25 protein-coding genes are annotated in these 24,125 nt (G+C 71.3%); 7 read left to right on the top strand and 18 right to left on the bottom strand.

All coding sequences use genetic code 11. The features are described 5' to 3' along the window. The first annotated feature begins 56 nt into the window (after positions 1 to 56). Positions 57 to 758: a two-component system response regulator CseB gene (gene cseB / locus ACIRDU_RS15045; RefSeq protein WP_107460307.1), complete on the top strand. Its 702-nt coding sequence runs from the start codon at positions 57 to 59 to the stop codon at positions 756 to 758. An 8-nt stretch (positions 759 to 766) separates the two neighbouring features. Then, complete coding sequence (cseC, locus tag ACIRDU_RS15040; protein WP_403578904.1) at positions 767 to 2,122, top strand: two-component system sensor histidine kinase CseC; 1,356 nt, start codon at positions 767 to 769, stop codon at positions 2,120 to 2,122. A gap of 15 nt (positions 2,123 to 2,137) precedes the next feature. Here the strand turns inward: cseC and ACIRDU_RS15035 are convergent, their stop codons facing one another. From ACIRDU_RS15035 to ACIRDU_RS15025, 3 genes are all read right to left on the bottom strand, one after another. Continuing rightward, positions 2,138 to 2,584, bottom strand: coding sequence for a VOC family protein (locus ACIRDU_RS15035; RefSeq protein WP_403578902.1), 447 nt, complete (start codon positions 2,582 to 2,584; stop codon positions 2,138 to 2,140). Between the two features lie 65 nt (positions 2,585 to 2,649). After that, complete coding sequence (locus ACIRDU_RS15030; protein ID WP_403578899.1) at positions 2,650 to 3,084, bottom strand: helix-turn-helix transcriptional regulator; 435 nt, start codon at positions 3,082 to 3,084, stop codon at positions 2,650 to 2,652. 141 nt (positions 3,085 to 3,225) lie between these two features. Continuing rightward, the gene (locus tag ACIRDU_RS15025) at positions 3,226 to 4,809 is read right to left on the bottom strand and encodes an MDR family MFS transporter (protein ID WP_403578897.1); all 1,584 of its coding nucleotides are present in this window, start codon (positions 4,807 to 4,809) and stop codon (positions 3,226 to 3,228) included. 123 nt (positions 4,810 to 4,932) lie between these two features. On the opposite strand from ACIRDU_RS15025, the gene ACIRDU_RS15020 reads away from it, so the two are divergent. Beyond that, positions 4,933 to 5,529: a TetR/AcrR family transcriptional regulator gene (locus ACIRDU_RS15020; protein WP_403578894.1), complete on the top strand. Its 597-nt coding sequence runs from the start codon at positions 4,933 to 4,935 to the stop codon at positions 5,527 to 5,529. A gap of 25 nt (positions 5,530 to 5,554) precedes the next feature. Here ACIRDU_RS15020 and ACIRDU_RS15015 read toward each other — a convergent pair whose 3' ends face one another. Then, the gene (locus ACIRDU_RS15015) at positions 5,555 to 6,253 is read right to left on the bottom strand and encodes a M23 family metallopeptidase (RefSeq protein ID WP_403578892.1); all 699 of its coding nucleotides are present in this window, start codon (positions 6,251 to 6,253) and stop codon (positions 5,555 to 5,557) included. Between the two features lie 440 nt (positions 6,254 to 6,693). On the opposite strand from ACIRDU_RS15015, the gene ACIRDU_RS15010 reads away from it, so the two are divergent. After that, complete coding sequence (locus ACIRDU_RS15010) at positions 6,694 to 7,326, top strand: HAD family acid phosphatase (RefSeq protein ID WP_403578889.1); 633 nt, start codon at positions 6,694 to 6,696, stop codon at positions 7,324 to 7,326. Positions 7,327 to 7,394: 68 nt separating this feature from the next. Here ACIRDU_RS15010 and ACIRDU_RS15005 read toward each other — a convergent pair whose 3' ends face one another. Then, on the bottom strand, positions 7,395 to 9,920 hold the full coding sequence (locus ACIRDU_RS15005; protein WP_403578886.1) for an ATP-dependent Clp protease ATP-binding subunit: 2,526 nt from the start codon (positions 9,918 to 9,920) through the stop codon (positions 7,395 to 7,397). Positions 9,921 to 10,360: 440 nt separating this feature from the next. Here ACIRDU_RS15005 and ACIRDU_RS15000 point away from each other — a divergent pair, with 440 nt between their 5' ends. Next, positions 10,361 to 11,026: an SCO3374 family protein gene (locus tag ACIRDU_RS15000; RefSeq protein WP_403578883.1), complete on the top strand. Its 666-nt coding sequence runs from the start codon at positions 10,361 to 10,363 to the stop codon at positions 11,024 to 11,026. A gap of 9 nt (positions 11,027 to 11,035) precedes the next feature. Here the strand turns inward: ACIRDU_RS15000 and ACIRDU_RS14995 are convergent, their stop codons facing one another. From ACIRDU_RS14995 to ACIRDU_RS14950, 10 genes are all read right to left on the bottom strand, one after another. Then, complete coding sequence (locus ACIRDU_RS14995; RefSeq protein WP_403578880.1) at positions 11,036 to 11,374, bottom strand: Lsr2 family protein; 339 nt, start codon at positions 11,372 to 11,374, stop codon at positions 11,036 to 11,038. 266 nt (positions 11,375 to 11,640) lie between these two features. Continuing rightward, entirely contained in the window at positions 11,641 to 12,174 is a 534-nt protein-coding gene (locus tag ACIRDU_RS14990) for an amino-acid N-acetyltransferase (RefSeq protein WP_361297564.1), read from the bottom strand. A gap of 9 nt (positions 12,175 to 12,183) precedes the next feature. Continuing rightward, positions 12,184 to 12,621, bottom strand: coding sequence for a BlaI/MecI/CopY family transcriptional regulator (locus ACIRDU_RS14985; protein ID WP_403579023.1), 438 nt, complete (start codon positions 12,619 to 12,621; stop codon positions 12,184 to 12,186). A 182-nt stretch (positions 12,622 to 12,803) separates the two neighbouring features. Beyond that, positions 12,804 to 12,992 (bottom strand): hypothetical protein, encoded by a 189-nt coding sequence (locus tag ACIRDU_RS14980; RefSeq protein ID WP_403578877.1) that lies wholly within the window; start codon positions 12,990 to 12,992, stop codon positions 12,804 to 12,806. Positions 12,993 to 13,010: 18 nt separating this feature from the next. Beyond that, positions 13,011 to 13,631: a hypothetical protein gene (locus ACIRDU_RS14975; protein ID WP_403579020.1), complete on the bottom strand. Its 621-nt coding sequence runs from the start codon at positions 13,629 to 13,631 to the stop codon at positions 13,011 to 13,013. Positions 13,632 to 13,862: 231 nt separating this feature from the next. After that, on the bottom strand, positions 13,863 to 14,660 hold the full coding sequence (locus tag ACIRDU_RS14970) for a type III pantothenate kinase (RefSeq protein ID WP_403578874.1): 798 nt from the start codon (positions 14,658 to 14,660) through the stop codon (positions 13,863 to 13,865). A 15-nt stretch (positions 14,661 to 14,675) separates the two neighbouring features. Then, complete coding sequence (nadC, locus tag ACIRDU_RS14965) at positions 14,676 to 15,650, bottom strand: carboxylating nicotinate-nucleotide diphosphorylase (RefSeq protein ID WP_403578871.1); 975 nt, start codon at positions 15,648 to 15,650, stop codon at positions 14,676 to 14,678. Between the two features lie 5 nt (positions 15,651 to 15,655). Further along, positions 15,656 to 17,368 (bottom strand): L-aspartate oxidase, encoded by a 1,713-nt coding sequence (locus tag ACIRDU_RS14960; protein WP_403578868.1) that lies wholly within the window; start codon positions 17,366 to 17,368, stop codon positions 15,656 to 15,658. Beyond that, positions 17,365 to 18,366, bottom strand: a complete 1,002-nt coding sequence (gene panC / locus ACIRDU_RS14955) for a pantoate--beta-alanine ligase (protein WP_403578866.1) — start codon at positions 18,364 to 18,366, stop codon at positions 17,365 to 17,367. The genes ACIRDU_RS14960 and panC overlap by 4 nt, the downstream gene beginning before the upstream one ends. Continuing rightward, positions 18,363 to 19,292 carry a Rossmann-like and DUF2520 domain-containing protein gene (locus ACIRDU_RS14950; RefSeq protein WP_403578863.1) on the bottom strand — a complete coding sequence of 310 codons (930 nt, stop codon included), beginning with the start codon at positions 19,290 to 19,292 and terminating at the stop codon, positions 18,363 to 18,365. Before ACIRDU_RS14950 ends, panC begins: the two co-directional genes overlap by 4 nt. 181 nt (positions 19,293 to 19,473) lie before the next feature. Between ACIRDU_RS14950 and ACIRDU_RS14945 the strand changes: the two genes are divergently transcribed. Beyond that, positions 19,474 to 20,673, top strand: coding sequence for a threonine aldolase family protein (locus tag ACIRDU_RS14945; protein WP_403578860.1), 1,200 nt, complete (start codon positions 19,474 to 19,476; stop codon positions 20,671 to 20,673). Here ACIRDU_RS14945 and ACIRDU_RS14940 read toward each other — a convergent pair. After that, complete coding sequence (locus tag ACIRDU_RS14940; protein WP_403578857.1) at positions 20,666 to 20,869, bottom strand: hypothetical protein; 204 nt, start codon at positions 20,867 to 20,869, stop codon at positions 20,666 to 20,668. The genes ACIRDU_RS14945 and ACIRDU_RS14940 overlap by 8 nt on opposite strands. 160 nt (positions 20,870 to 21,029) lie before the next feature. Between ACIRDU_RS14940 and ACIRDU_RS14935 the strand changes: the two genes are divergently transcribed. After that, positions 21,030 to 22,136 (top strand): DUF5937 family protein, encoded by a 1,107-nt coding sequence (locus ACIRDU_RS14935; RefSeq protein WP_403578854.1) that lies wholly within the window; start codon positions 21,030 to 21,032, stop codon positions 22,134 to 22,136. An 18-nt stretch (positions 22,137 to 22,154) separates the two neighbouring features. On the opposite strand, the gene ACIRDU_RS14930 is transcribed toward ACIRDU_RS14935, so the two are convergent. Both ACIRDU_RS14930 and ACIRDU_RS14925 read right to left on the bottom strand, forming a co-directional pair. Continuing rightward, entirely contained in the window at positions 22,155 to 22,823 is a 669-nt protein-coding gene (locus tag ACIRDU_RS14930) for a response regulator transcription factor (RefSeq protein WP_033310325.1), read from the bottom strand. Positions 22,824 to 22,878: 55 nt separating this feature from the next. After that, entirely contained in the window at positions 22,879 to 24,069 is a 1,191-nt protein-coding gene (locus ACIRDU_RS14925) for a sensor histidine kinase (protein ID WP_403578851.1), read from the bottom strand. Positions 24,070 to 24,125: the final 56 nt, after the last annotated feature.

The raw sequence follows: 24,125 nt of genomic DNA, 5'->3' as shown, positions 1-24,125 counted from the left end.
TGCGTCCCAGCAGAGAGAACACACCCCACGGATCACGAAGGACTGAGAGCACCGGGATGGCAGACCAGACCCACGTCCTGTTCGTCGAGGACGACGACGTCATCCGCGAGGCCACGCAGCTCGCCCTGGAACGGGACGGCTTCGTGGTCACCGCCATGCCCGACGGGCTGTCGGGCCTGGAGGCGTTCCGGGCGGACCGCCCCGACATCGCGCTGCTGGACGTCATGGTTCCCGGCCTCGACGGTGTCAGCCTGTGCCGCCGCATCCGGGACGAGTCGACCGTGCCGGTGATCATGCTGTCGGCGCGGGCCGACTCCATCGACGTCGTGCTGGGCCTGGAGGCGGGCGCCGACGACTATGTGACCAAGCCGTTCGACGGTGCCGTCCTGGTCGCCCGGATCCGCGCGGTGCTGCGCCGCTTCGGGCACGCGGGCGGCGGCCGGGGCGAGGAGCCGGCGGCCCCGGCGAGCGGCGGGGTGCTGGCCTTCGGGGACCTGGAGGTCGACACCGAGGGCATGGAGGTCCGCCGCGCCGGGCAGCCGGTGGCGCTGACCCCGACCGAGATGCGACTGCTGCTGGAGTTCTCCTCCGCGCCGGGCACGGTGCTCTCCCGCGACAAGCTGCTGGAGCGCGTGTGGGACTACGGCTGGGGCGGGGACACCCGCGTCGTCGACGTGCACGTGCAGCGGCTGCGGCAGAAGATCGGCCAGGACCGGATCGAGACGGTCCGTGGCTTCGGCTACAAGTTGAAGGCCTGAGCAGGGGTATGAGGGGGCACTTCCGGCGCCTGGTCGCCACGGGCCTGGAGCGCGCGGGCATCCGCACGGGCCTCAGATGGAAGCTGAGCGCGGCCATCGCGCTGGTCGGGGCACTGGTGGCGATCGCACTGAGCCTGGTCGTGCACAACGCCGCCCGGGTCTCGATGCTGGACAACGCGCGCGACCTCGCCGACGAGCGCATCATGATCGCCCAGCGCAACTTCGAGCTGTCGGGGAGGATGAACTTCCCCAACACCAAGATCAACGACCCGGATCTGCCGCAGGCGCTGCGGGACCGGGTGGAGGCGGGCCAGCGGGCGACCTACGTGGCCGACCGGCCGGGTGACGTGCCCGACATATGGGCCGCCGTGCCGCTGAAGAACGGGCAGGTGATGTCCCTGCACTCGGGCTTCACCGACCGCAGCTCGGACATCCTCAAGGATCTCGACCAGGCCCTGCTCATCGGGTCCATCGCGGTCGTCCTCGGGGGCAGCGCGCTCGGGGTGCTCATCGGCGGGCATCTCTCGCGGCGGCTGCGCAAGGCGGCCATCGCGGCCAACCAGCTGGCCGGCGGCGAGACGGACGTGCGCGTGCGGGACGCCATGGGCGGGGTCGTGCGGGACGAGACGGACGACCTGGCCAGCGCGGTGGATGCCATGGCGGACGCGCTGCGGCAGCGCATCGAGGCCGAACGGCGGGTCACCGCCGACATCGCGCACGAGCTGCGCACCCCGGTGACCGGGCTGCTGACCGCCGCCGAACTGCTGCCGCCCGGGCGCCCGACCGAGCTGGTGCTGGACCGGGCGAAGGCCATGCGCACGCTGGTCGAGGACGTGCTGGAGGTGGCCCGTCTCGACGGGGCCTCCGAACGGGCGGAGCTTCAGGACATCATGCTGGGCGAGTTCGTCGCCCGGCGGGTGGCGGCCAAGGATCCGGCCATCGAGGTGCGCATCGTGCACGAGTCGGAGGTCACCACCGACCCGCGCCGCCTGGAGCGCGTCCTGATCAATCTCCTGGCCAACGCCGCCCGGCACGGCAAGCCGCCCATCGAGGTCAGCGTCGAGGGCCGGGTCATCCGCGTGCGCGACCACGGCCCGGGCTTCCCCGAGGACCTGCTCGCCGAGGGGCCGAGCCGCTTCCGCACCGGCAGCAAGGACCGGGCCGGGCAGGGCCACGGACTCGGCCTGACCATCGCCGCCGGCCAGGCCCGGGTGCTGGGCGCCCGGCTGACCTTCCGCAACGTCCGCACCCCCGGCACTCCGGATCATCTGGCGGCCGAGGGCGCGGTCGCCGTGCTGTGGCTGCCGGAACACGCGCCGACGAACACGGGGAGCTACCCGATGCTGCCGGGGTCGGGGGCGTAGAGCCGGGGGCCCGGATCAGCAGGACCAGTCCTGGTCCATGTCGAGGCCGCCCTCGCGGGGCTGGGTGAAGGAGAACCAGTTTCCGGAGTCGTCGCGGAACAGCGCCTCCGTGCCGTACGGACGCTCCTGCGGCTCCTGGAGGAACTCCACGCCCCGGTCCTTGAGCTTCTTGTAGTCGCCGTGGATGTCGTCGGTGGTCAGCACGCCCGCGCCGAGCGCGCCCTTCGTCACCAGCTTGCGGAGCATCTCGGCGGACTCGGGGTCCATCGCGGGCCCGCCGGGCACCATCAGCGTCAGCTCGACGTCGGGCTGGTTCGGCGAGCCGACCGTGAGCCAGCGCATACCGCCCTCGCCCATGGTCATGTCCGTACGGACCTCCAGGCCCAGTTTCTCCGTGTAGAACTCCTTGGCCCGGTCCTGGTCGAGGACCCAGACGGTCGAGATGGCGAGACCCTTGATCATGGCGTGCTCCTGCTCTGGCGATGCGGCCGGTTGTGCCTGCCCTGCCACGGTAGGCAGCGGGGGTGTCAGCCCGCTTCTCCGGAATTGCGCTGCTTGCCGGCGCCGGGCGCGGAGCGGAAGCCGCCGGCCCAGAGCATGGCGTAACAGCCGGGTATGAGGGCGGCTCCCCGGCCCACGTGCTTGGTCCGGTACTCGCTGGGCGTCAGGCCCGTCCAGGCCTTGAAGCGGGCGGAGAACGTGCCGACGCTGCTGAAGCCGACCAGGTGGCAGATCTCCGTCACCGACAGGTTGGCGGTGCGCAGCAGGTCCTCGGCCCGCTCTATGCGGCGGTGCGTGAGGTACTGGCCGGGGGTCTCGCCGTACGCCTCCTTGAAGGCGCGGATGAAGTGGTAGCGCGAGTACCCGGCGTGCGCGGCGACGGTGTCCAGGTCGAGCCCGGGATCGGCCCAGTCCCGGTCCATGGCGTCCTTGGCGAGCCGGACCTGGCGCGTCTTGTCCATGCGACCGATGGTGGCACGGGGGTCTGACATCGGCCCCCGGCTCGCGACCGGGCCAGGGCGCGACGGGCGGTGCGGGCCCCGGAGGCCGGGCATGACGAAGGCCCCCGGGCGGGACACTCCCGGGGGCCTCGTGCGGCGCGGTCAGAGGGCCTCGACCATGGGCGGCTGCGCCGCCGGGGCGTCCGGCTCGCCGTCCTCCTTCGGTCCCGCTCCCTTCAGCGGCACCTCCTTGACGAACACGGCCGCCACGAGTGCGACCACCGCCACCACGGCCCCGAGCAGGAACGCCGAGTGCGTGCCGGCGGACACCGCGTGCTGGTACGCCTCCCGGGCCAGCACCGGGAGCTTCTCCAGGCTCTTCGCGTCGAGCTGGGCGGACTGCTCGGTCACCTTGGAGCCCAGCGCACCGGCCCGCTCGGTCATGACGTCCTGGACGCGGTGGTTGAACAGTGCGCCCATGATCGCGACGCCGAAGGAGGAGCCGAGCGTACGGAACAGGGTGGTCGACGAGGACGCGACGCCCATGTCCCTCATCTCCACGCTGTTCTGCGCGACCAGCATGGTGATCTGCATCAGGCAGCCCATGCCCAGCCCGACCACGGCCATGAAGACACCGGAGGTCAGCCGGGAGGTCCCGGTGTCCATCGTGGACAGCAGATAGAGCCCGACGATCATCAGCGCGCTGCCGACGATCGGGAAGACCTTGTACCTGCCGGTGTTCGTGGTCACCCGCCCGGCGACCATCGAGGTCACGAGCATCGCGCCGAGCATCGGCAGGAGCAGCAGCCCGGAGTTCGTCGCGGAGGCACCCTGCACGGACTGCTGGTACAGCGGCAGGAAGAGAGTGGCGCCGAACATCACGAAGCCGGTGATGAAGCCGATGACCGACATCAGCGTGAAGTTGAGGCTGCGGAAGATGTGCAGCGGAAGCACCGGCTCGGCGGCCCTGGTCTGCCAGAACACGAACCCGACGAGCGCGGCGACCCCGATGCCGATCAGCTCCATGATCCGCGCGGAACTCCACGCGTACTCCGTCCCGCCCCACGTCGTGACGAGCACGATCGCGGTGATGCCGACGGTCAGCAGCGCGGCGCCCAGGTAGTCGATGCGCGCCTTGGAGCGCTTCTTCGGCAGGTGCAGCACGGCACTGACGGCGACCAGCGCGACCGCGCCGAGCGGGAGGTTGATGTAGAAGGCCCAGCGCCAGCCCCAGTTGTCGGTGATGGTGCCGCCGACCAGCGGACCGCCGATCATCGCCAGCGCCATGACGCCGGCCATCATGCCCTGGTACTTGCCGCGCTCCCGGGGCGGGATCAGGTCACCGATGATCGCCATGACGCCGACCATCAGACCGCCGGCACCGAGGCCCTGCACGGCACGGAAGCCGATCAGCTCGCCCATGTTCTGGGCCATGCCGCTGAGCGCGGAGCCGATCAGGAAGAGGACGATCGACGACAGGAACGTGCCCTTGCGGCCGTACATGTCGCCGAGCTTGCCCCACAGCGGGGTGGAGGCCGCGGTGGCGAGCGTGTAGGCGGTGACGACCCAGGAGAGGTGCTCGAGCCCGCCCAGCTCACCGACGATCGTCGGCATCGCCGTACCGATGATCATGTTGTCGAGCATCGCGAGCATCATCGCGATCATCAGCGCGAGCAGGACGACCCGCACGCTCTTCGGCTTTTTCCCCACGGCGTCGGCCACCGGTGTGTCCGTCGTGTCCGTCATCGCTTCCCACTCCCCCAGCTACCGCTACTTACTTGCCGACCGGCTAGTGACTACACTCGGAAGCTAGCCGCGGAACTAGCCGGGCGTCAAGTAAGTTTTATGGAAAGCGGGGGGCGTAGGAGGATGGGCGGCACCATGGACGGCACCAGGCAGCGGCGCCGCGGGAACACCCGCCGGCGCATCCAGGACGTGGCCCTCGAACTCTTCGCGGAGCACGGCTACGAGAAGACCTCCCTGCGCGAGATCGCCGAGCGCCTGGACGTCACCAAAGCGGCGCTCTACTACCACTTCAAGACGAAGGAAGAGATCCTCGTCAGCATCTTCGAGGACCTCACGCAGCCGATCGAGGACCTGATCGAGTGGGGCCGGCAGCAGCCGCCCACACTGGCGACCAAGCAGGAGATCGTCCGCCGCTACGCCGACACGCTCGCCGGGGCGGCGCCGCTGTTCCGGTTCATGCACGAGAACCAGGCGACGGTACGGGACCTGCGGATCGGCGATTCCTTCAAGGCGCGCGTCCACAGTCTGCGCGACATCATCGTCGACCCGGACGCGGACCTGGTCGACCAGGTCCGCTGCGCCAGCGCCATCTTCACGCTGCACGCCGGCATGTTCCTGCTCCAGGACATGGGAGACGACCCCGAGGAGAAGAACAAAGCCGTCCTCGAGGTCGCCACGGACCTGGTGACCCAGGCCCACCGGGGAGCCGGGGGCTCCTAGCGGGCCGGGGGGATCACCCCTCCGGTCAGACCTTCACGCCCTTGGCGCGCAGGAACTTCACCGGGTCGACCGCCGAGCCGTAGTTCGGGGTCGTGCGGATCTCGAAGTGCAGGTGGGGACCGCTCGAGTTGCCGGTGTTGCCGGACTTGGCTATCTCCTGGCCGGTCTTGACGATCTGGCCGACCCGCACGGTGACCTTCGACAGGTGGGCGTACTGGGAGTACGTACCGTTGCCGTGCTTGATCACGACGGCGTTGCCGTACGCGGGACCGTCACCGGCGCCGTTGCCGCCGGCCTTGACCACGGTGCCGCCGTGCGTGGCGACGACCTGGGTACCGCTCGGCACGGCGAAGTCCTGACCGCTGTGGGTGGACTGCCACATGCCGCCGTTCTGGGCGAAGCTCGCGGAGAGCTTGTACTTCTTCACCGGGTCGACCCAGGAGGGCTTGGCCTTCTTGGCAGCCGCCTTCTTGACGGCGGCCTTCTTCGCGGCCGCCTTCTTCGCGGCGGCGGCCTTGGCGGCCTTCTCGACCTTCGCGGCCTTGGCCTGGGCGGCGGCCTGCGCCTGGACGGCACCGGCGGCACCGGACGCGGCCGTGGTGTCGGCGGCGGACGCGACCCCGGCTCCCAGTGCGACCGAGACACCAAGGCCGGCGGCCAGCACGGTCGCACGGGTGCGGAGCTGGGACGTACGGGAAGAACGGGACGTGACGCGCTGGGACATCGAAACCTCGTGTGGAAGGGGACGGAGAAAACCACCCGGCGCACGGACGCTCGCCGAATGGCCATCCCTTGGTAACCCGAAGCCCGACAAACTCCCAAAAGCGTGATCTACGACGCTAGTTAGTAATTTGGTTCAGTGTTCTACGTCTCTTGACACAGCAGCCATACGGGACGAATCAGGGCATTAGCGTGCACTTCCGCCTGTACTGCGGGGCAAGAATCCCTTTCCTCCCGGTCCGTTCACCACTATTCCGACTAGTAACGGACATATCGCCTGTGCGGCATGTCACCGGAGGCCCTCTTCGGCCATTCCGGAAATGTGGCGCACGCCTCTAGGCACCTACCGTCCGGTAACCCTACGGTTCCCCTCGCGCCACCCTCGAGCACAAGCATGCACCTGACATGTTGGCAGCGTCACGGACGTGAGAGGACCCCCACGACATGCAGATCCGACGCCCCTGGTTGCGCCGTGCCTCAGTGACCGCCGCCTCGGCGGCGGCCCTCGTGGCGATGGCCGCACCGGCCGACGCCACGACCGCCACCCGGGCCTCCACGGCCGCCACCACGGCCGCGGCCGCGGACATCGACTACGGCACCTGGCAGAAGGACTGCCAGGCCGTGATGGACCAGGCGCTGCCCTACCTGAAGCAGCGGATCGCGGCCACGAAGCCGGGCGAGAAGCAGGCGATCGTCTTCGACATCGACAACACGGCGCTGGAGACCGACTTCGGCTTCAGCTACCCGCAGCCGGCCAACAAGCCGGTCCTGGAGGCCGCCAGATACGCGCAGGAGCGCGGCGTCGCCCTGTTCTTCGTGACCGCCCGCCCGGACATCATCGCCTCGTTCACCCAGTACAACCTGAAGCAGTCCGGCTACCAGGTCTCGGGGCTTTACGTCCGCGGCTTCATCGACCTCTTCAAGAACGTCGCCGACTACAAGACGGCCCAGCGCGTCGACATCGAGCGCAAGGGCTACACGATCATCGCGAACATCGGCAACAGCGCCACCGACCTGTCGGGCGGCCACGCCGAGAAGACGTTCAAGCTGCCGGACTACGACGGGCAGCTGTCCTAGGACGCGTCCGGGCATGGGAAAGGGGCCGGTGCTGTTCAGCACCGGCCCCTCTCACTGGGTCGTTACGCTCAGGCGTCCTTGCTCAGGTTCGGACCCGAGCCTCCGGCCGCCTGCTCGATCGGCGGGACGTCCGGGAGAGCCGCCTTCTCCTCGCCGCGGAAGGTGAAGGTCTTGGTCTCGCCCTCGCCCTCCGTGTCCACGACCACGATGTGACCGGGGCGCAGCTCGCCGAAGAGGATCTTCTCCGACAGCGAGTCCTCGATCTCGCGCTGGATGGTGCGACGCAGCGGACGCGCACCCAGCACCGGGTCGTAACCCTTCCTGGACAGCAGCTCCTTGGCGGACTGGGAGAGCTCGATGCCCATGTCCCGGTCCTTCAGGCGCTCGTCGACCTTGTCGATCATCAGGTCGACGATCTTGAGGATGTCGTCCTGGCTGAGCTGCGGGAAGACGACCACGTCGTCGACGCGGTTGAGGAACTCGGGCCGGAAGTGCTGCTTGAGCTCGTCCGAGACCTTGTTCTTCATGCGCTCGTAGTTGGACTTGGTGTCGCCCTGGGCCGCGAAGCCCAGGTTGAAGCCCTTGGAGATGTCCCGGGTGCCGAGGTTGGTCGTCATGATGATGACCGTGTTCTTGAAGTCCACGACCCGGCCCTGGGAGTCGGTCAGGCGACCGTCCTCCAGGATCTGCAGCAGCGAGTTGAAGATGTCCGGGTGGGCCTTCTCGACCTCGTCGAACAGGACGACCGAGAACGGCTTGCGACGGACCTTCTCGGTCAGCTGGCCGCCCTCCTCGTAGCCCACGTAGCCGGGGGGCGAACCGAAGAGCCGCGAGACCGTGTGCTTCTCGCTGAACTCCGACATGTCGAGGGAGATCAGCGCGTCCTCGTCGCCGAAGAGGAACTCGGCGAGCGCCTTGGACAGCTCGGTCTTACCGACACCGGACGGGCCGGCGAAGATGAACGAGCCACCGGGGCGCTTCGGGTCCTTCAGACCGGCACGCGTACGGCGGATCGCCTTCGACAGCGCCTTGACGGCGTCGTTCTGGCCGATGACCCGCTTGTGGAGCTCGTCCTCCATGCGCAGCAGACGCGAGGACTCCTCCTCGGTCAGCTTGAAGACCGGGATGCCGGTGGCGGTCGCGAGGACCTCGGCGATCAGCTCGCCGTCGACCTCGGCGACGACGTCCATGTCGCCGGCCTTCCACTCCTTCTCCCGCTTGGCCTTGGCGGCCAGGAGCTGCTTCTCCTTGTCGCGCAGGGAGGCGGCCTTCTCGAAGTCCTGCGAGTCGATCGCGGACTCCTTGTCGCGGCGGACGCCGGCGATCTTCTCGTCGAACTCGCGCAGGTCCGGCGGCGCGGTCATCCGGCGGATGCGCATCCGGGAACCGGCCTCGTCGATCAGGTCGATCGCCTTGTCCGGCAGGAAGCGGTCCGAGATGTACCGGTCGGCCAGGGTGGCGGCCTGGACCAGCGCCTCGTCGGTGATGGAGACGCGGTGGTGGGCCTCGTACCGGTCACGGAGACCCTTGAGGATCTCGATCGTGTGCGGCAGGGACGGCTCCGCGACCTGGATGGGCTGGAAGCGGCGCTCGAGGGCGGCGTCCTTCTCCAGGTGCTTGCGGTACTCGTCGAGCGTGGTGGCACCGATGGTCTGCAGCTCACCGCGGGCCAGCATCGGCTTCAGGATCGAAGCGGCGTCGATGGCGCCCTCGGCGGCACCCGCACCGACCAGCGTGTGGAGCTCGTCGATGAACAGGATGATGTCGCCGCGGGTGCGGATCTCCTTGAGGACCTTCTTCAGGCGCTCCTCGAAGTCACCGCGGTAACGGGAGCCGGCGACCAGGGCGCCGAGGTCGAGGGTGTAGAGGTGCTTGTCCTTGAGGGTCTCGGGCACCTCGCCCTTGACGATGGCCTGGGCGAGGCCCTCGACGACGGCGGTCTTGCCGACGCCGGGCTCACCGATCAGGACCGGGTTGTTCTTCGTACGGCGGGACAGCACCTGCATGACCCGCTCGATCTCCTTCTCGCGCCCGATGACCGGGTCGAGCTTGGACTCACGAGCGGCCTGGGTGAGGTTCCGGCCGAACTGGTCGAGGACCAGGGACGTGGAGGGCGTGCCCTCGGCAGGACCGCCGGCGGTGGCGGTCTCCTTGCCCTGGTAACCGGAGAGCAGCTGGATGACCTGCTGCCGCACGCGGTTCAGATCTGCGCCCAGCTTCACGAGGACCTGGGCGGCGACGCCCTCGCCCTCGCGGATCAGGCCGAGCAGGATGTGCTCCGTGCCGATGTAGTTGTGGCCCAGCTGAAGGGCCTCGCGGAGCGACAGCTCCAGGACCTTCTTGGCACGGGGGGTGAAGGGGATGTGGCCGGACGGGGCCTGCTGGCCCTGGCCGATGATCTCCTCCACCTGCTGGCGGACCGCCTCGAGCGAAATCCCGAGGCTCTCAAGGGCCTTGGCGGCGACACCTTCACCCTCGTGGATCAGGCCCAGGAGGATGTGCTCAGTGCCGATGTAGTTGTGGTTGAGCATCCGGGCTTCTTCCTGAGCCAGGACGACAACCCGCCGCGCGCGGTCGGTGAACCTCTCGAACATCGTTAATCGCTCCTCAGAGCGGTCAGGCAGTGGGGGGAACTTCCCCTCCCTGTCCTTCCGCAGCTTAGTCCCGCAAGCGGGGACCGCTCATTCCAACTGCCGACACCGGACCGAGAACCACGCTGCCTCCTGACCCCGAACGCCGACATCTGCTCCAACCCGATGGTGCGAGACGATGTTCCCGCAGGCCAGGCAGATACCCCACTCGCCAGTACGCCGATGGCGAACGTGAGACGTCCTTTCCTGCGTGTCGCCCCCTCTCACTAGGCATGTCTTACCCGTCCGGACCGGATTTCCATGCCGAGCGCCCCCGTTCCCTCCGCTACGGGCGAACAACCTTGCGCCTCGCCACACCCCCCACACGCCCCCATCTGGCCACTGTGTGCACTCGTGACACCACCCAGCGTAACTCGAAGGCCTTTCCGGCCGTTGCGCTTGGCATGTTCGGCGCCCCTCACCCCGTGACCGCGTCCGCGCCCCCGCTCGTCCCGCTCCCCCGCCGGCCGCTCGACCCGGCCGGCACGAGCGGTCAGGTCCGGCGGTGGTACGAGAACGAACTGGGGTGGCCGACGGTGCCCGGCGATCCGCTGCGGCTGGTGGTGGGGGTGCGCTACGACGTCCTGGACGTGCCGGCGGAGGCCGGGCGCGCGGCGCTGCGGCACTCGGCAGCGGGCTCTCCCGTCGCCCTGCACGGCGACCGGATGCTGCTCCTGGTGGCAGCGGGCAGCGCGGAGGAGGTTCCGGGGCTGCTGGAGTGGCTGGACTGGGGGACCCTGCCGCTGGACCTGGTGGCGATCGGGGCGGGCGGCCTCATGGAGGCGCCGTCGCCCCCGGTGTCTCGCGAGGAGGGGGCCACACCGCTCAGGGACACGTTGCCGACCGGCCCCCCGGGCCGGGTCGGTTCCCAGGGGGCCGCCGTGTGGCTGCGGCCCCCCGAGCCGGGATGCGGGGCCGAGGCCTCGCTGCCGACGCTGTCGGCGCTGGGGGGCGGTGGGGAAGCCCCCGATCTCGTGCGGCTGGTGAACACGGTGGCCACGCAGTGCCACCGGGTCCGGCTGCGGCGCGCGTGCGCCCAGCCGCCGGCCTTGCGTGCGCAGGGCCGGTAGAGCCGCCGTTCAGCCGTTGGCCTTCTCGTAAGCCTCGCGGATGGTCGCGGGAACACGGCCGCGGTCGTTGACCTCGTAGCCGTTCTCCTTCGCCCAGGCGCGGATCGCCGCGGTGTCCTGGCTGCCGCCGCTCGCAGCGGTGCGCGCCTTTCCGCGCCCGCCCGAAGCACGGCCTCCGGTACGACGACCGCCCTTCACGTAAGGCTCGAGAAGGCCACGGAGCTTGTCCGCATTGGCGGTGGTGAGATCGATCTCGTACGTCTTGCCGTCCAGCGCGAACGTCACGGTCTCGTCCGCCTCGCCACCGTCGAGGTCGTCGACAAGAAGGACCTGAACCTTCTGTGCCACCGGATTTCCTTTCATCGATATCTTGAGGGCCGGGGTGAGCCGGCGTCCGCCGTATCGCCGTCCCCTGTTATATGCAGTACTGCAGTACGTCGGAAAGCAAACCGCTTTTGCCGGAAAAACACAAACCCCCGGCAGAGACCGGCAGCCCGGGCTCGGTCCGGAAACGTACGCGTTTCGGACATAGGGCACCTGGGCAGGGGCGGGCGGAGCGGAATATGCCTGGCCGAACCGTGCGGGTCCTCTTGCGGCCGACTAGCGCCCGGCGATCACAGATGCAGAAGCATCCGGCTGTTGCCCAAGGTGTTCGGTTTCACTCGTTCGAGTCCGAGGAACTCCGCGACGCCCTCGTCATAGGAACGCAGCAGCTCCGCGTAGACATCCGTGTCGACGGGGGTCTCGCCGATCTCCACGAAGCCGTGCTTGGTGAAGAAGTCGACTTCGAAGGTGAGACAGAAAACGCGGCGAACACCGAGCCAGCGGGCGGTCTGCAGCAACTTCTCCAGCACACGGTGCCCGACGCCCGCGCCCTTCAGTCCGGGCTTCACCGCGAGAGTGCGGACTTCCGCGAGGTCTTCCCACATCACGTGCAGCGCGCCGCAGCCGACGACCTCGGCGTTGTCGTCCCGTTCCGCGACCCAGAACTCCTGGATGTCCTCGTAAAGCGTCACCGTTGCTTTGTCGAGCAGGATGCCGCCGCGGACGTAGGCGTCAAGGAGGCGGCGCACGGCCGGGACATCGCTGGTGCGGGCCCGCCGGACGGTGATGGCTTTTGCGGTGGCTTCGGGGCTCTTCGCGGACATGACGGGACGCTATCGCCCGCCGTCGTCCTGAGTGGAGGCGGGGTTCTCCGGGCCGCCTTCCCGGGGTTCCGCTCGTTCGGCCGGTTCTGCGGATTCCGACGGTTCGGTCGGTTCCCGGGTTTGTGGGCCCTGGACGATGCGTACGGCGTCGCTGAGAGACTGCCGCTGTTCCTCGCTCATCATGCCGAAGAAGGCGACGAGAGCGGCGGCGGGGTTGTCGCTCTGCGACCAGGCGTCGTTCATCAGGGCCGCCGCGTAGGCGGCGCGGGTGGAGACCGCCTCATATCGATAGGCGCGGCCTTCCGCCTCGCGGCGCACCCAGCCCTTCTGATGGAGATTGTCCAAAACGGTCATCACGGTGGTGTACGCGATGGACCGCTCCTTCTGAAGATCTTCCAGGACTTCTCGAACGGTCACCGGGCGGTTCCACTTCCACACCCGCGACATGACCGCGTCTTCGAGTTCTCCCAATGGGCGAGGCACAGCTCAGAACAATAGTGGGAGATCCCGGTAATGGCGTGGCGGACGTGCGCTTCACCGGCGAACGGGAACAAAAAGGGCGTACGACTCCGAAGTGCGGGCGCCGCGGCTGCGGGCTCGCCGAGTCGTACGCCCTCGTGGGAGTGAGGTCAGGCGTCGGCCTTCGGAGGCGTCGCGGCGGGGCGGCGGGCGCCCTCCACGCGCGCGAGGGCGGCGTCCACGGCCGCGTCCTCCTTGGCCTTGTTGGCGCCGCCCTGGGTCTTCACGATCACCCGGATCACGCCGATGAAGAAGACGGCCATGACGGCCGGGGGCAGGAGCGCGGAGACGTAGTCCATGGACCCAGGGTAGCCACGTCAGCCCGCGGCGAGCTGCTGGGGGTTCGCGGGGGGTGGCGGGGTCGGTTTGCGGCGCGGGAAGACCTCGCCCGGGGTGGGGATCGGGCGTGAGGGCTTCGGGGTGCCCGGGGCGGGCCCGGGGGACGGAGCCGGGGCGGGCTTGGGGGCCGCCGGCTTGCGTACGGGCTTCTTCTCGGGCTGCTTGCCCGGGCCGTCCCCGGCGGCGCGGCGGCCTCCGGGGAGGGCCAGGAGGCGGGTGCGGGAGCCCGGAACGGCGGCCGGGGGGACGGCGGCCCTGAGGGAGGTGACCGCGCAGCGGTCCAGGAGGGCCGCTGCGGTGGGGTTGCCGCGCAGGGCGCGCAGGGCGGCGAGGTCGTCGGGGAGGGGGCGGTAGCCGGCGCCCAGCGCCTCGTCCAGGAGTGCGAGGTAGCCGGCGGCGGTGCCGGGGAGGGCGGCTCGGTAGCGGCCCAGGTCGGCCACGAGGAAGGCGCGCAGCCGAACCCCCTCCCGCATCGCCTCGTCGAGCGACTCTGCGAGGCGGAGACAGTCCTGGACGTCGTCGGCCGAGGCGGGGGTGGGATGGAGGGCAAGGGCGAGGGCGCGGCGGAGCACACGCAGCTCCTCCACGCCGAACGCCATGCCGCCGCGGGATCCGTATGGCGTGGGCATGCTGCGACGATACGCGCTAATCAGACAAATTCGACATAGGGGACGGGTGTGGCGCCGGGGACCACCCGTCCCGCCTAGGGCGTGCCGTCGGCGACCGGCCTGATCCGAACGACACTCCTCGGGGCCTGTCGCGAGCGTGGCGTCACACAGCCGCGCCGCGTTCGCGACAGGGCCCGGCCGTCCCCCCGGCCCCGGCAGGGCTCACATGCGCGAGACGTTCCGCTCGTACACCAGCCGCAGCCCGATCAGCGTCAGCCACGGCTCGTGCTCGTCGATCACCGACGACTCGCCCAGGACCATCGGCGCCAGGCCCCCTGTCGCGATGACCGTGACGTCGTCGGGGTCCTCCGCCAGCTCCCGGGCCACCCGGTTGACGACCCCGTCGACCTGCCCGGCGAAGCCGTAGATGATGCCCGACTGCATCGCCTCGACCGTGTTCTTGCCGATGACGCTGCGGGGCCGGGCCACCTCGATCTTGCGGAGCTGGGCGCCGCGGACGCCGAGTGCCTCGACGGAGATCTCGATGCCCGGGGCGATGACCCCGCCGACGTACTCGCCGCGCGCGCTGACCGCGTCGAACGTGGTCGCCGTGCCGAAGTCGACGACCACGGCCGGGCCGCCGTAGAGCTCGACCGCCGCGACCGCGTTGATGATGCGGTCCGCGCCGACCTCCTTGGGGTTGTCCATGAGGATCGGGACGCCCGTCTTGACGCCCGGTTCGACGAGGACCGCCGGGACGTCGCCGTAGTAGCGGCGCGTCACCTCGCGGAGCTCGTGCAGGACCGAGGGGACGGTCGCGCAGATGGCGATGCCGTCGATGCCGTCGCCCAGTTCGTCGCCGAGGAGCGGGTGCATGCCCATCAGGCCCTGGAGCAGGACCGCCAGTTCGTCGGCGGTGCGGCGGGCGTCCGTGGAGATGCGCCAGTGTTCGACGATCTCGTCGCCGTCGAACAGGCCGAGGACGGTGTGGGTGTTTCCTACGTCGATCGTCAGCAGCATGACGCGTACCCGCCCCTACTCCGCCGGCCGCAGGTCCAGGCCGATGTCCAGGATCGGCGAGGAGTGGGTGAGGGCCCCGACGGCCAGGTAGTCGACGCCGGTGTCCGCGTACGCCTTGGCGTTGTCGAGGGTGAGGCGGCCCGAGGCCTCCAGCGCGGCGCGGCCCTGGACGAGGGCGACGGCCTCCGCGCACTCGCCCGGCGTGAAGTTGTCCAGCAGGATCAGGTCGGCGCCGGCGTCCAGGACCTCACGCAGCTGGTCCAGGGTGTCGACCTCGACCTCGATGGGGACGTCGGGGAAGCGTTCGCGGACCGCCTGGAAGGCCTGGGCGACACCGCCCGCGGCGACCACGTGGTTGTCCTTGACGAGGGCCGCGTCGGAGAGGGACATGCGGTGGTTGACGCCGCCGCCGCAGCGGACCGCGTACTTCTCCAGGGAGCGCAGGCCCGGGGTGGTCTTGCGGGTGTCGCGGACCCTGGCCTTGGTGCCGTCCAGGACGTCCGCCCACGCGCGCGTGGCCGTCGCGATGCCCGACAGGCGGCACAGGATGTTCAGCGCGCTGCGCTCGGCCGTGAGGAGGTCGCGGGTGCGGGTGGTGACGGAGAGGAGCTTCTGGCCCGCTTCGACGCGGTCGCCGTCCTCGGCGTGGCGTTCGATCTCGAGCTCCTCCTCGCAGACCACCGACATGACCGCCTCGGCGACGCGCAGGCCGGCCACCGTGCCCGCCTCGCGGGCGGTGAAGTCGGCCGTGGCCACCGCGTCCTCGGGGATCGTCGCCACCGTCGTCACGTCCACGCCGTGGGCCAGGTCCTCCTGGAGGGCCACGTTGGCGATGTCCTCGACCTCGACGGGGTCGAGGCCGGCGTCGGCCAGGAGCTGGGCGAGTGCGGGGTCCAGTCCGCACTCCAGGTATGCCTCGTCGTCCGCGCCGCAGGCGCAGCCGTCTCCGCAGCCTCCGGAGGAGGCGAGGGGAAGGTCGGGGGTGCTCACGTCGGTCACTGCTCCTGGGGGGCCTGGGGCGGGAAAGTCGTCGGGGGGAAGTGTGTGGTGTCCGTGGTGTGCACGGCCAGCGTGCGGTCCGGGTTCAGGGTCACGACGATGTGGCGGCGCCAGGCCGGGTCGTCGCGCTCGGGGCGGTCCTCGCGCCAGTGGCAGCCCCGGGTCTCCTCGCGCAGCAGGGCGGCGGCGACCAGGACGCGGGCCACGCACAGGAGGTTGGTGGCCTCCCACGTGTCGACCCCGGCCTCGGCCGTCTTGCCGTTCTCGGCGAGGGCCTCCCGGGCGTCGGTGTGCAGGCGCTGGAGCTGGTCGGCGGCCTTGGTGAGAGACCCGGCCGAGCGCAGGACGCCGGCCCCGCTCGTCATGATCCGCTGGATGGTGAAGCGGGCCTCGGGGGTCTGCAGGGGGTGCTCCGGGATCTCCGGGTGCGGGAGCGGCTGGGGCACGCGCGCGTGGAGGCCGTTCGCCGCGATGTCGGCCGCGATGCGCTCGGCGTAGACGAGGCCTTCGAGCAGGGAGTTGGACGCCAGCCGGTTGGCGCCGTGCACGCCCGTGCAGGCGACCTCGCCGCACGCGTACAGGCCGGGGACCGTCGTACGGCCGTGGGAGTCGGTGCGGACGCCGCCGGAGGCGTAGTGGGCGGCCGGGGCGACCGGAATGGGCTCGGTGACCGGGTCGATGCCGTGGGCGCGGCAGGCGGCGAGGATCGTCGGGAAGCGGTGCTCCCACATCTGGGCGCCGAAGTGCCGGGCGTCGAGGAACATGTGCTCGGCGTCCTGCTCCTGCATGCGGCGCATGATGCCCTTGGCGACGATGTCGCGGGGGGCGAGTTCGGCGAGTTCGTGCTGTCCGGCCATGAAGCGCACGCCGTCGGCGTCGATCAGATGGGCGCCCTCGCCGCGCACGGCCTCGGAGACCAGGGGCTGCTGGCCCTCCGCGTCCGGGCCCAGGAACAGCACGGTCGGGTGGAACTGGACGAACTCCAGGTCGCTGACCTCCGCGCCCGCCCGCAGCGCGAGCGCCACACCGTCGCCCGTCGACACCGACGGGTTGGTGGTGGCCGAGAAGACCTGGCCCATGCCGCCGGTCGCCAGGACCACCGCGGGGGCGTGGACGGCCCCCACGCCGTCGTGCTGGCCCTCCCCCATGACGTGCAGGGTGACACCGGCGGTGCGGCCCTCGGCGTCCGTGAGGAGGTCCAGCACGAGCGCGTTCTCGACGGTGCGCATGCCCCGCGCGCGGACCGCCTCGACCAGGGCGCGGGAGATCTCGGCGCCGGTGGCGTCGCCGCCGGCGTGCGCGATGCGGCGGCGGTGGTGGCCGCCCTCGCGGGTGAGTTCCAGCTTGCCCTCGGTGGACTCGTCGAACCGGGCGCCGGTCTCGATGAGACGGCGTACCGCGTCGGGGCCCTCGGTGACCAGGAGACGGACCGCGTCCTCGTCGCACAGGCCGGCGCCCGCGACCAGGGTGTCGTCGCGGTGCTGCTCGGGGGTGTCACCGTCGCCGAGGGCCGCGGCGATGCCGCCCTGGGCCCAGCGGGTGGAGCCGTCGTCGAGGCGGGCCTTGGTGACGACGACCGTCCGCAGGCCCGCGGCCTCGCAGCGCAGGGCGGCGGTCAGGCCGGCGACGCCGGAGCCGACGACGACCACGTCCGCGGCGATGGACCACCCGGGGGCGGGCGCGTGCAGTCGTATGCCTGTGGTGGTCACGAGGCGGCTCCGAAGCTTCCGAAGGTGAGGGGGACGTTGTCGATCAGCCGGGTCGCCCCGACCCGGGCGGCGACGGCGAGGACCGCGTCGCCGGTGAAGTCGTCCCCGATCTCGGTGAAGTCGGACGGGTCGACCAGGGCCAGGTAGTCCAGGGCGAGCGGCGGATCGAGGCGCGCGGCCTCGTCGAGGACCTGGCGGGCGGCCGCGCGGACGGCCGCCGGGCCGCCCGGGACGGCCGTCGCCACGGCATGCGCGTCGGCCGCTGCACGGGACTCCCCTATGGCGCTGAGCGCCTCGGCACGCGCGCGCGTGGCGGGCACTTCGCGGGCCCGGGCCCGCAGCGCCTCCTGGGCGGCGTGCCGGTCCTGGCCCGCGAACAGGGCCCCGGACAGGGCGAGGGCGGTGCGCCGCTCCGCTGCCGAGAGGTAGCGGTTGCGGCTGGACAGGGCCAGGCCGTCCTCCTCGCGGACGGTGGGCACGCCGACGATCTCCACACCGAAGTTCAGGTCCCGCACCATGCGGCGGATCAGCGCGAGCTGCTGGGCGTCCTTCTGGCCGTACAGGGCGACGTCGGGGCGGGTGAGGTGCAGCAGCTTGGCGACGACGGTGAGCATGCCGTCGAAGTGGCCGGGGCGGGAGGCGCCTTCCAGGCGCTCGCCCATGGGGCCCGCGGTGATGCGGACCTGGGGCTCGCCGCCGGGGTACACCTCGTCCACGGCGGGGGCGAACACGACGTCCGCGCCCGACCGTTCGGCGAGCTCGAGGTCGGCGTCGAGGGTGCGCGGGTAGCGGTCGAGGTCCTCGCCCTTGCCGAACTGGAGCGGGTTGACGAAGACGGTGACGACGACCTCGCCGTCCGGCCCGGCGATGCCGCGTGCGGTGCGGATCAGCGTGGCGTGGCCCTCGTGCAGGGCGCCCATGGTCATCACCACGGCACGGCGGCCCGCACGCGCGCGGGCGTGCAGTTCGCCCGCGGTGCGCAGCAGGGTGGTGGTCATCGGGCGTCCCCTTCGGTGCCGTCGGTCCCGTGGGCGAGTACCCCGAGGAGGTCCTCGGCGAGTTCCGGCTTCAGCAGGCCGTGGGCGAGGGCCCGGTCGGCGGTCGCGCGGGCCATCGCGAGGTAACCGGCGACGGTCTGCGGGGCGTGCCGGCGCAGCTCCGTGACATGCGCGGCGACCGTGCCCGCGTCCCCCCGCGCGACCGGGCCGGTGAGGGCCGCGTCGCCGGAGCGCAGGGCGTTGTCCAGGGCCGCGCCGAGCAGCGGGCCGAGCATCCGGTCGGGGGCCGCGACACCGGCCGCGCCCAGCAGCTCCATGGACTGGGCGACCAGCGTGACCAGGTGGTTGGCGCCCAGGGCGAGGGCCGCGTGGTAGAGCGGCCGGTTCTCCTCGGCGATCCACTCCGGCTCGCCGCCCATCTCGATGACGAGGGCCTCGGCGGCCAGGCGCAGCTCCTCGGGGGCGGTGACGCCGAAGGAGCAGCCGGCCAGCCGCTGGACGTCCACGGGCGTGCCGGTGAAGGTCATCGCGGGGTGCAGGGCGAGCGGCAGGGCGCCCGCGCGCAGGGCGGGGTCGAGGACCCGCGCCCCGTACCGCCCGGAGGTGTGGACGAGGAGCTGGCCGGGCCGGACGGATCCGGTGTCGGCGAGACCGGTGACCAGGTCGGGCAGGGCGTCGTCGGGAACGGTCAGCAGCACCAGGTCGGCCCGCTCCAGGACCTCGGCGGGCGGCATCACCGGCACGTCGGGCAGCAACTGCCCGGCGCGGCGCCGGGAGGCGTCCGAGACCGCGGAGACGGCGACCGGACGGTGCCCGGCGAGCTGCAGGGACGCCGCGAGCGCGGGACCCACGCGGCCGGCGCCGACGACGCCGACGGTGAGCCGCGCGGGGCGGTCCTTGGGGTCTGGCTGTGGGCTTGTGTTCACTCGACGGCGGCCTTCCCGTTCCAGTCCGCTCCGGGTACCGGACGATTTCTCGTCATGTTAACGCGATCGGTTCGAGCGACGTTGGGTTGTCCACAGGCTGTGCATGCCCGTGCGGCATTCCCGGGACGGCGTACGGAAATGCGGATGCCCGGCGACACGCGCGCGAGGGAGGATCCGGGGCATGACGGAGACAGCGGAGCGGGACGAACAGGTGGCGGACGAAGAACAAGGCGCGGACGAGGAACAGGGCGCGGGGCTGCGGGCGCGGCGGCTGGCCGCCCATCGCTCGGCACGGCGCGTGTTCGCGCGCTTCGGCTTCCACCGGACCCTTCGGGAGCGCCTGGCGGTGCTGGAGGCGGCGGCGGACGTCCACGACCTGGACGAGCTGTCCGACGTCTACGGCGACGGTGTCGTCGAGGCGCTGGAGACGAAGGTCGCCGGGCTGCTCGGCACCGAGGCCGCCGCGTTCTTCCCGACGGGCACGATGGCCCAGCAGGTGGCCCTGCGCTGCTGGGCCGGCCGCACCGGGAACCCGACGGTCGCCCTGCACGCGCTCAGCCATCCCGAGGTGCACGAGCGGAACGCGTTCAGCGAGGTCGGCGGTCTGCGCCCGGTGCGGCTGACGAGTGAGCCGCGGCTGGCGACCGCCGCCGAAGTACGGGACTTCGAGGAGCCCTTCGGGGCACTGATGCTGGAACTGCCCCTCAGGGACGCCGGTTTCCTGCTGCCCACCTGGGAGGAGCTCACCGCGGTCGTCGAGGCCGCGCGGGAACGGGACGCGGTGGTGCACTTCGACGGGGCCCGCCTGTGGGAGTCCACCGTCCACTTCGGCCGGCCCCTGGAGGAGATCGCGGGCCTGGCCGACAGCGTCTACGTGTCGTTCTACAAGTCCCTGGAGGCCTTCGGCGGCGCGGCGCTCGCCGGCCCGGCGGAGCTCGTCGAGGAGGCGAAGGCCTGGCGGCACCGGTACGGCGGGATGATCTTCCAGCAGTTCCCGACGGTGCTGTCGGTGCTGGTCGGGCTGGAGCGGCAGCTGCCCCGGCTGCCGGAGTACGTGGCCCACGCGCGCGTGGTGGCCGCCGCCCTGCGTGAGGGGTTCGCGGCGGCCGGTGTGCCGTGGGCGCGCGTGCACCCGGAGGTGCCGCACACCCACGACTTCCAGGTCTGGCTGCCCTACGAGCCGCACGTCCTCGGGGAGGCGGCGGTCCGCACGGCCGAGGAGACGGGGGTCGTCCTGTTCGGCGGCGCCTGGGACCGGGGCGGTCCCGGGCTGTCGCTCACGGAGGTGCATGTGCGGGCCGAAGCCCTGGAGTGGACCGCCGAGGACGTGAAGGCGGCGGTGGCCGAATTCGTGGCGCGGCTGCCGGAGCAGGTCAGGTAGGGCGCCGCCGCCACCGCCTCAGGGCGTCCCGGAACCGGTGCCGGGCCGGGCGGCCCGCGAGGACAGCGCGCAATCGCCGTTCGTCGCGCCACTCCCGTACGACCTGCCGGTCGTGGGTGCCGGGCGCGGGCGGGGCGGGCTCGCCGAGGGACCGGGCGCGGTAGGCGTCGAGGAGGTGCTGCTGCGTGATGCTCATGGTGGATCGCCTCTGCGGGACGGGGTGATGGAGGTCCGAAGGCTCCGCGGCTGCCCCGGTGCTCCCACCGTGCGCCCGCTCCGGAGGCGGCGTCGCGTCGATTGACGGCACCCGTCAATCGACGGGGGCGCTGTCGGTGGCGGGGTGCACCATGAGGTTCATGAGCGTGCACATCGACATCGGCGGGCTGCGGCGGGAGAGGGTCGCCGTCGTGCCGTCACCCCTGGCCGAGCTCGGCATGGCGCTGCACGCGCTGTCCGAGCCGGCGCACCACCCGGGCCTGCAGGGCTGGGTGACGGGCGTGACGGCCCGGCTCGATCCGCATCTGGCCGACCGGATGTGCGAGGCGGACTTCCTGTGGCGGACGACGTTCTCGGACCTGTTCCTGCCCTGGGCGGGCCTGCCGGACCGCGCCACGCTCCCGGGCGCCGCCCTCGCCGAGGAGCTGGACCAGCTCGACAAGCTGTCCGACGAGCAGTTCGTCGACGCGGCGCTGGAGTTCACCTGTGCCGTCGGCTACGGCGCGTGCGGGCCGACGGCGTTGTCGGACCCGGAGACGCGCCGCCGGGCGCTGGATCTGGCCGCCGCGCGCGGGCCGCAGCAACTGCGCTTCGGCGAGCGGCTGCTGGCCGATCCGCCCAGGATCCGGGCCTGGCTGCGGCAGTTCCTCCGGGACTGCGACGAGGCGTTCTTCGCGGAGGCCTGGTCCCGGCTGCGCCACCAGCTCGCGGCGGACGCCCGGCACAAGACGGACCTCCTGCGGCGCAAAGGCCTGGCCGAGGCGCTGGCCGCGGTGTCCCCGGCGATCACGCTCGACGAGGAGGCCGCCCGGATCACGGTCGACAAGCTGGGCGACGGCCGTACGGCCACGGGCGACGGCGGTCTGCTGCTGGTCCCGACCAGCCTGGGCTGGCCGCACCTGATGGTCCTGCACCGGTACGGCTGGCAGCCGGTGCTGCACTACCCGGTCGGCTCCCCCGAGCTCACCGCACCGCAGACGCTCGAACAGCTGGCCATGCGGATGACCGCGCTCTCCCACCCGGTCCGGATGCGCATGTGCCGCCATCTGGCCCGCAGCGCGCACACCACCAGCGAGCTGGCGCAGGTGCACGGCATGACGGCCCCGGAGATATCCCGGCACCTGGCCGTGCTGAAGAAGGCGGGCCTGATCACCACCCGCCGCCGCGGCCGCTACGTCCTGCACCAGCTGGACGTGACGGTGGTGGCGCGGCTCGGCAGTGAGTTCCTGGAGGGGATCCTCAGGTAGCCGGCTCGCGCGTGCGGGTCAGCCGTGCCCGCCGGCCCGTACCAGCCCCGTCTCGTAGGCCAGCACCACGACCTGCACCCGGTCCCTGAGCCCCAGCTTGGTCAGGATGCGGCCCACGTGCGTCTTCACGGTCGCCTCCGACAGCACCAGCCGGGCCGCGATCTCGCCGTTGGACAGGCCCTGCGCGACCAGCACCATGACCTCGCGCTCGCGTTCGGTGAGCCGCTCCAGCTCCTTGTGCTGCGGCTGCTTGGTGCCCGGCAGCATCGGCGCGAAGCGGTCCAGGAGCCGCCGGGTGGTGGAGGGCGCGACGACCGCGTCACCGCTGTGCACGGCCCTGATCGCGGCCAGCAGCTCAGCCGGCGGCACGTCCTTGAGCATGAAGCCGGAGGCGCCCGCCTTCAGCCCGGAGAAGGCGTACTCGTCCAGGTCGAAGGTGGTCAGGATGAGCACCTTGGGCGGGTCGGTGTCCGCGCAGATCCGGCGGGTCGTCTCCACCCCGTCGAGCTTCGGCATGCGGACGTCCATCAGCACCACGTCGACCTCGGTCGTCCGCAGTTCCTGGAGGGCCTCGACGCCGTCGCCCGCCTCCGCGACGACCTCCATGTCCGGCTGGGCGGCGAGCACCATCCGGAACCCGGTGCGCAGCAGCACCTGGTCGTCGACGAGCATCACGCGGATCGTCATCGGGCCTCTTCCATATCGGGTCGTTACAGGTGTCAGCGAGGGGCGTGTGCCGGTGTCAGTGCGCGGGTTTGAGCGGCAGCAGGGCACTGATGCGGAATCCTCCGCCCGGGCGCGGGCCCGCGTCCAGGGTGCCGCCGACCATACCGACCCGCTCGCGCATCCCGATCAGACCGTGGCCCTGGCCGTCGAACCCGCCCTCCTCGTACAGCTCGTGCGGGGCGCCCTTGCCGTCGTCCTCGACGAGCAGGCCGAGGCCGTCGTCGAAGTACACCAGGCGCACGCTCGCGCCCGCGTCGGCCCCGCCGTGCTTGCGGGTGTTGGTGAGCGCCTCCTGCACGATGCGGTAGGCGGTGAGCTCGACGCCGCTGGGCAGCGGGCGGGGCGTGCCCTCGACCTTGAAGTCGACGGGCAGTCCGGAACCGCGGCACTGCTCGACGAGGTCCTCGATCTGCCGCACGTCGGGCTGCGGCACGTACTCGCCGGCCTCCTGGTGCTCGCCGGTGCGCAGCACGCCGAGCAGGCGGCGCATCTCGGCGAGGGCCTGGCGGCCGGTGGAGGAGATGGTCTCCAGGGCCTTCTTCGCCTGGTCGGGCGCGGCGTCCAGGACGTAGGCGGCGCCGTCGGCCTGGACCACCATGACCGAGACGTTGTGCGCGACGACGTCGTGCAATTCGCGGGCGATCCGGGCGCGTTCGGCCGCGACGGCGACCTTGGACTGTGCCTCGCGCTCCTTCTCCAGGCGGGCGGCCCGCTCCTCCAGCTGCGCGAAGTAGGCGCGGCGGGTGCGGATGGAGTCGCCGAGCACCCAGGCGAGGGCGAAGGGCACGGTCATGAAGACCGTCAGGACGATGTTGCCGAAGACGGAGGTCTCATCGCTCGGCCAGCGCACCTGGGCCAGCGGAGCCGCGCACAGGCCGGCGCCCAGCGCGAAGCGGGAGGCCCAGCGCGCGCCCTCCGCGGCGACCGTGTAGACGATCACCAGCATCGCGAAGTCGGCGGGGCCGATCTCCACGTCGGTGATCAGCTGGGCCACTCCGGCCGCGGCCGCGAGCAGCAGCATCTTCTCCGGCATCCGCCGGCGCAGCGCGATCACCAGGCACAGCAGCAGTGTGAGCGGAACGGCGGCGGCCGGGTTTCCGTAACCGCCCGCCACCCCGCCCACCAGCGACATCCCGAGGAGGACCACGGCCCAGGTGCCGTCGACCCACATCGGGTGCCTGCGGAGGAAGTCATAGAGGCGCTGCACGTAACCCAGCGTAGGGAAGCGCGATAGGTGCAGGGGTCAACCGGAGGACCGATCCG

Source organism: Streptomyces sp. NPDC093598 (assembly GCF_044764825.1).
Lineage (GTDB): Bacteria > Actinomycetota > Actinomycetes > Streptomycetales > Streptomycetaceae > Streptomyces.
Note: the sequence above shows the minus strand (reverse complement) of the source record. Positions and strands in the feature narration are given on the sequence as shown.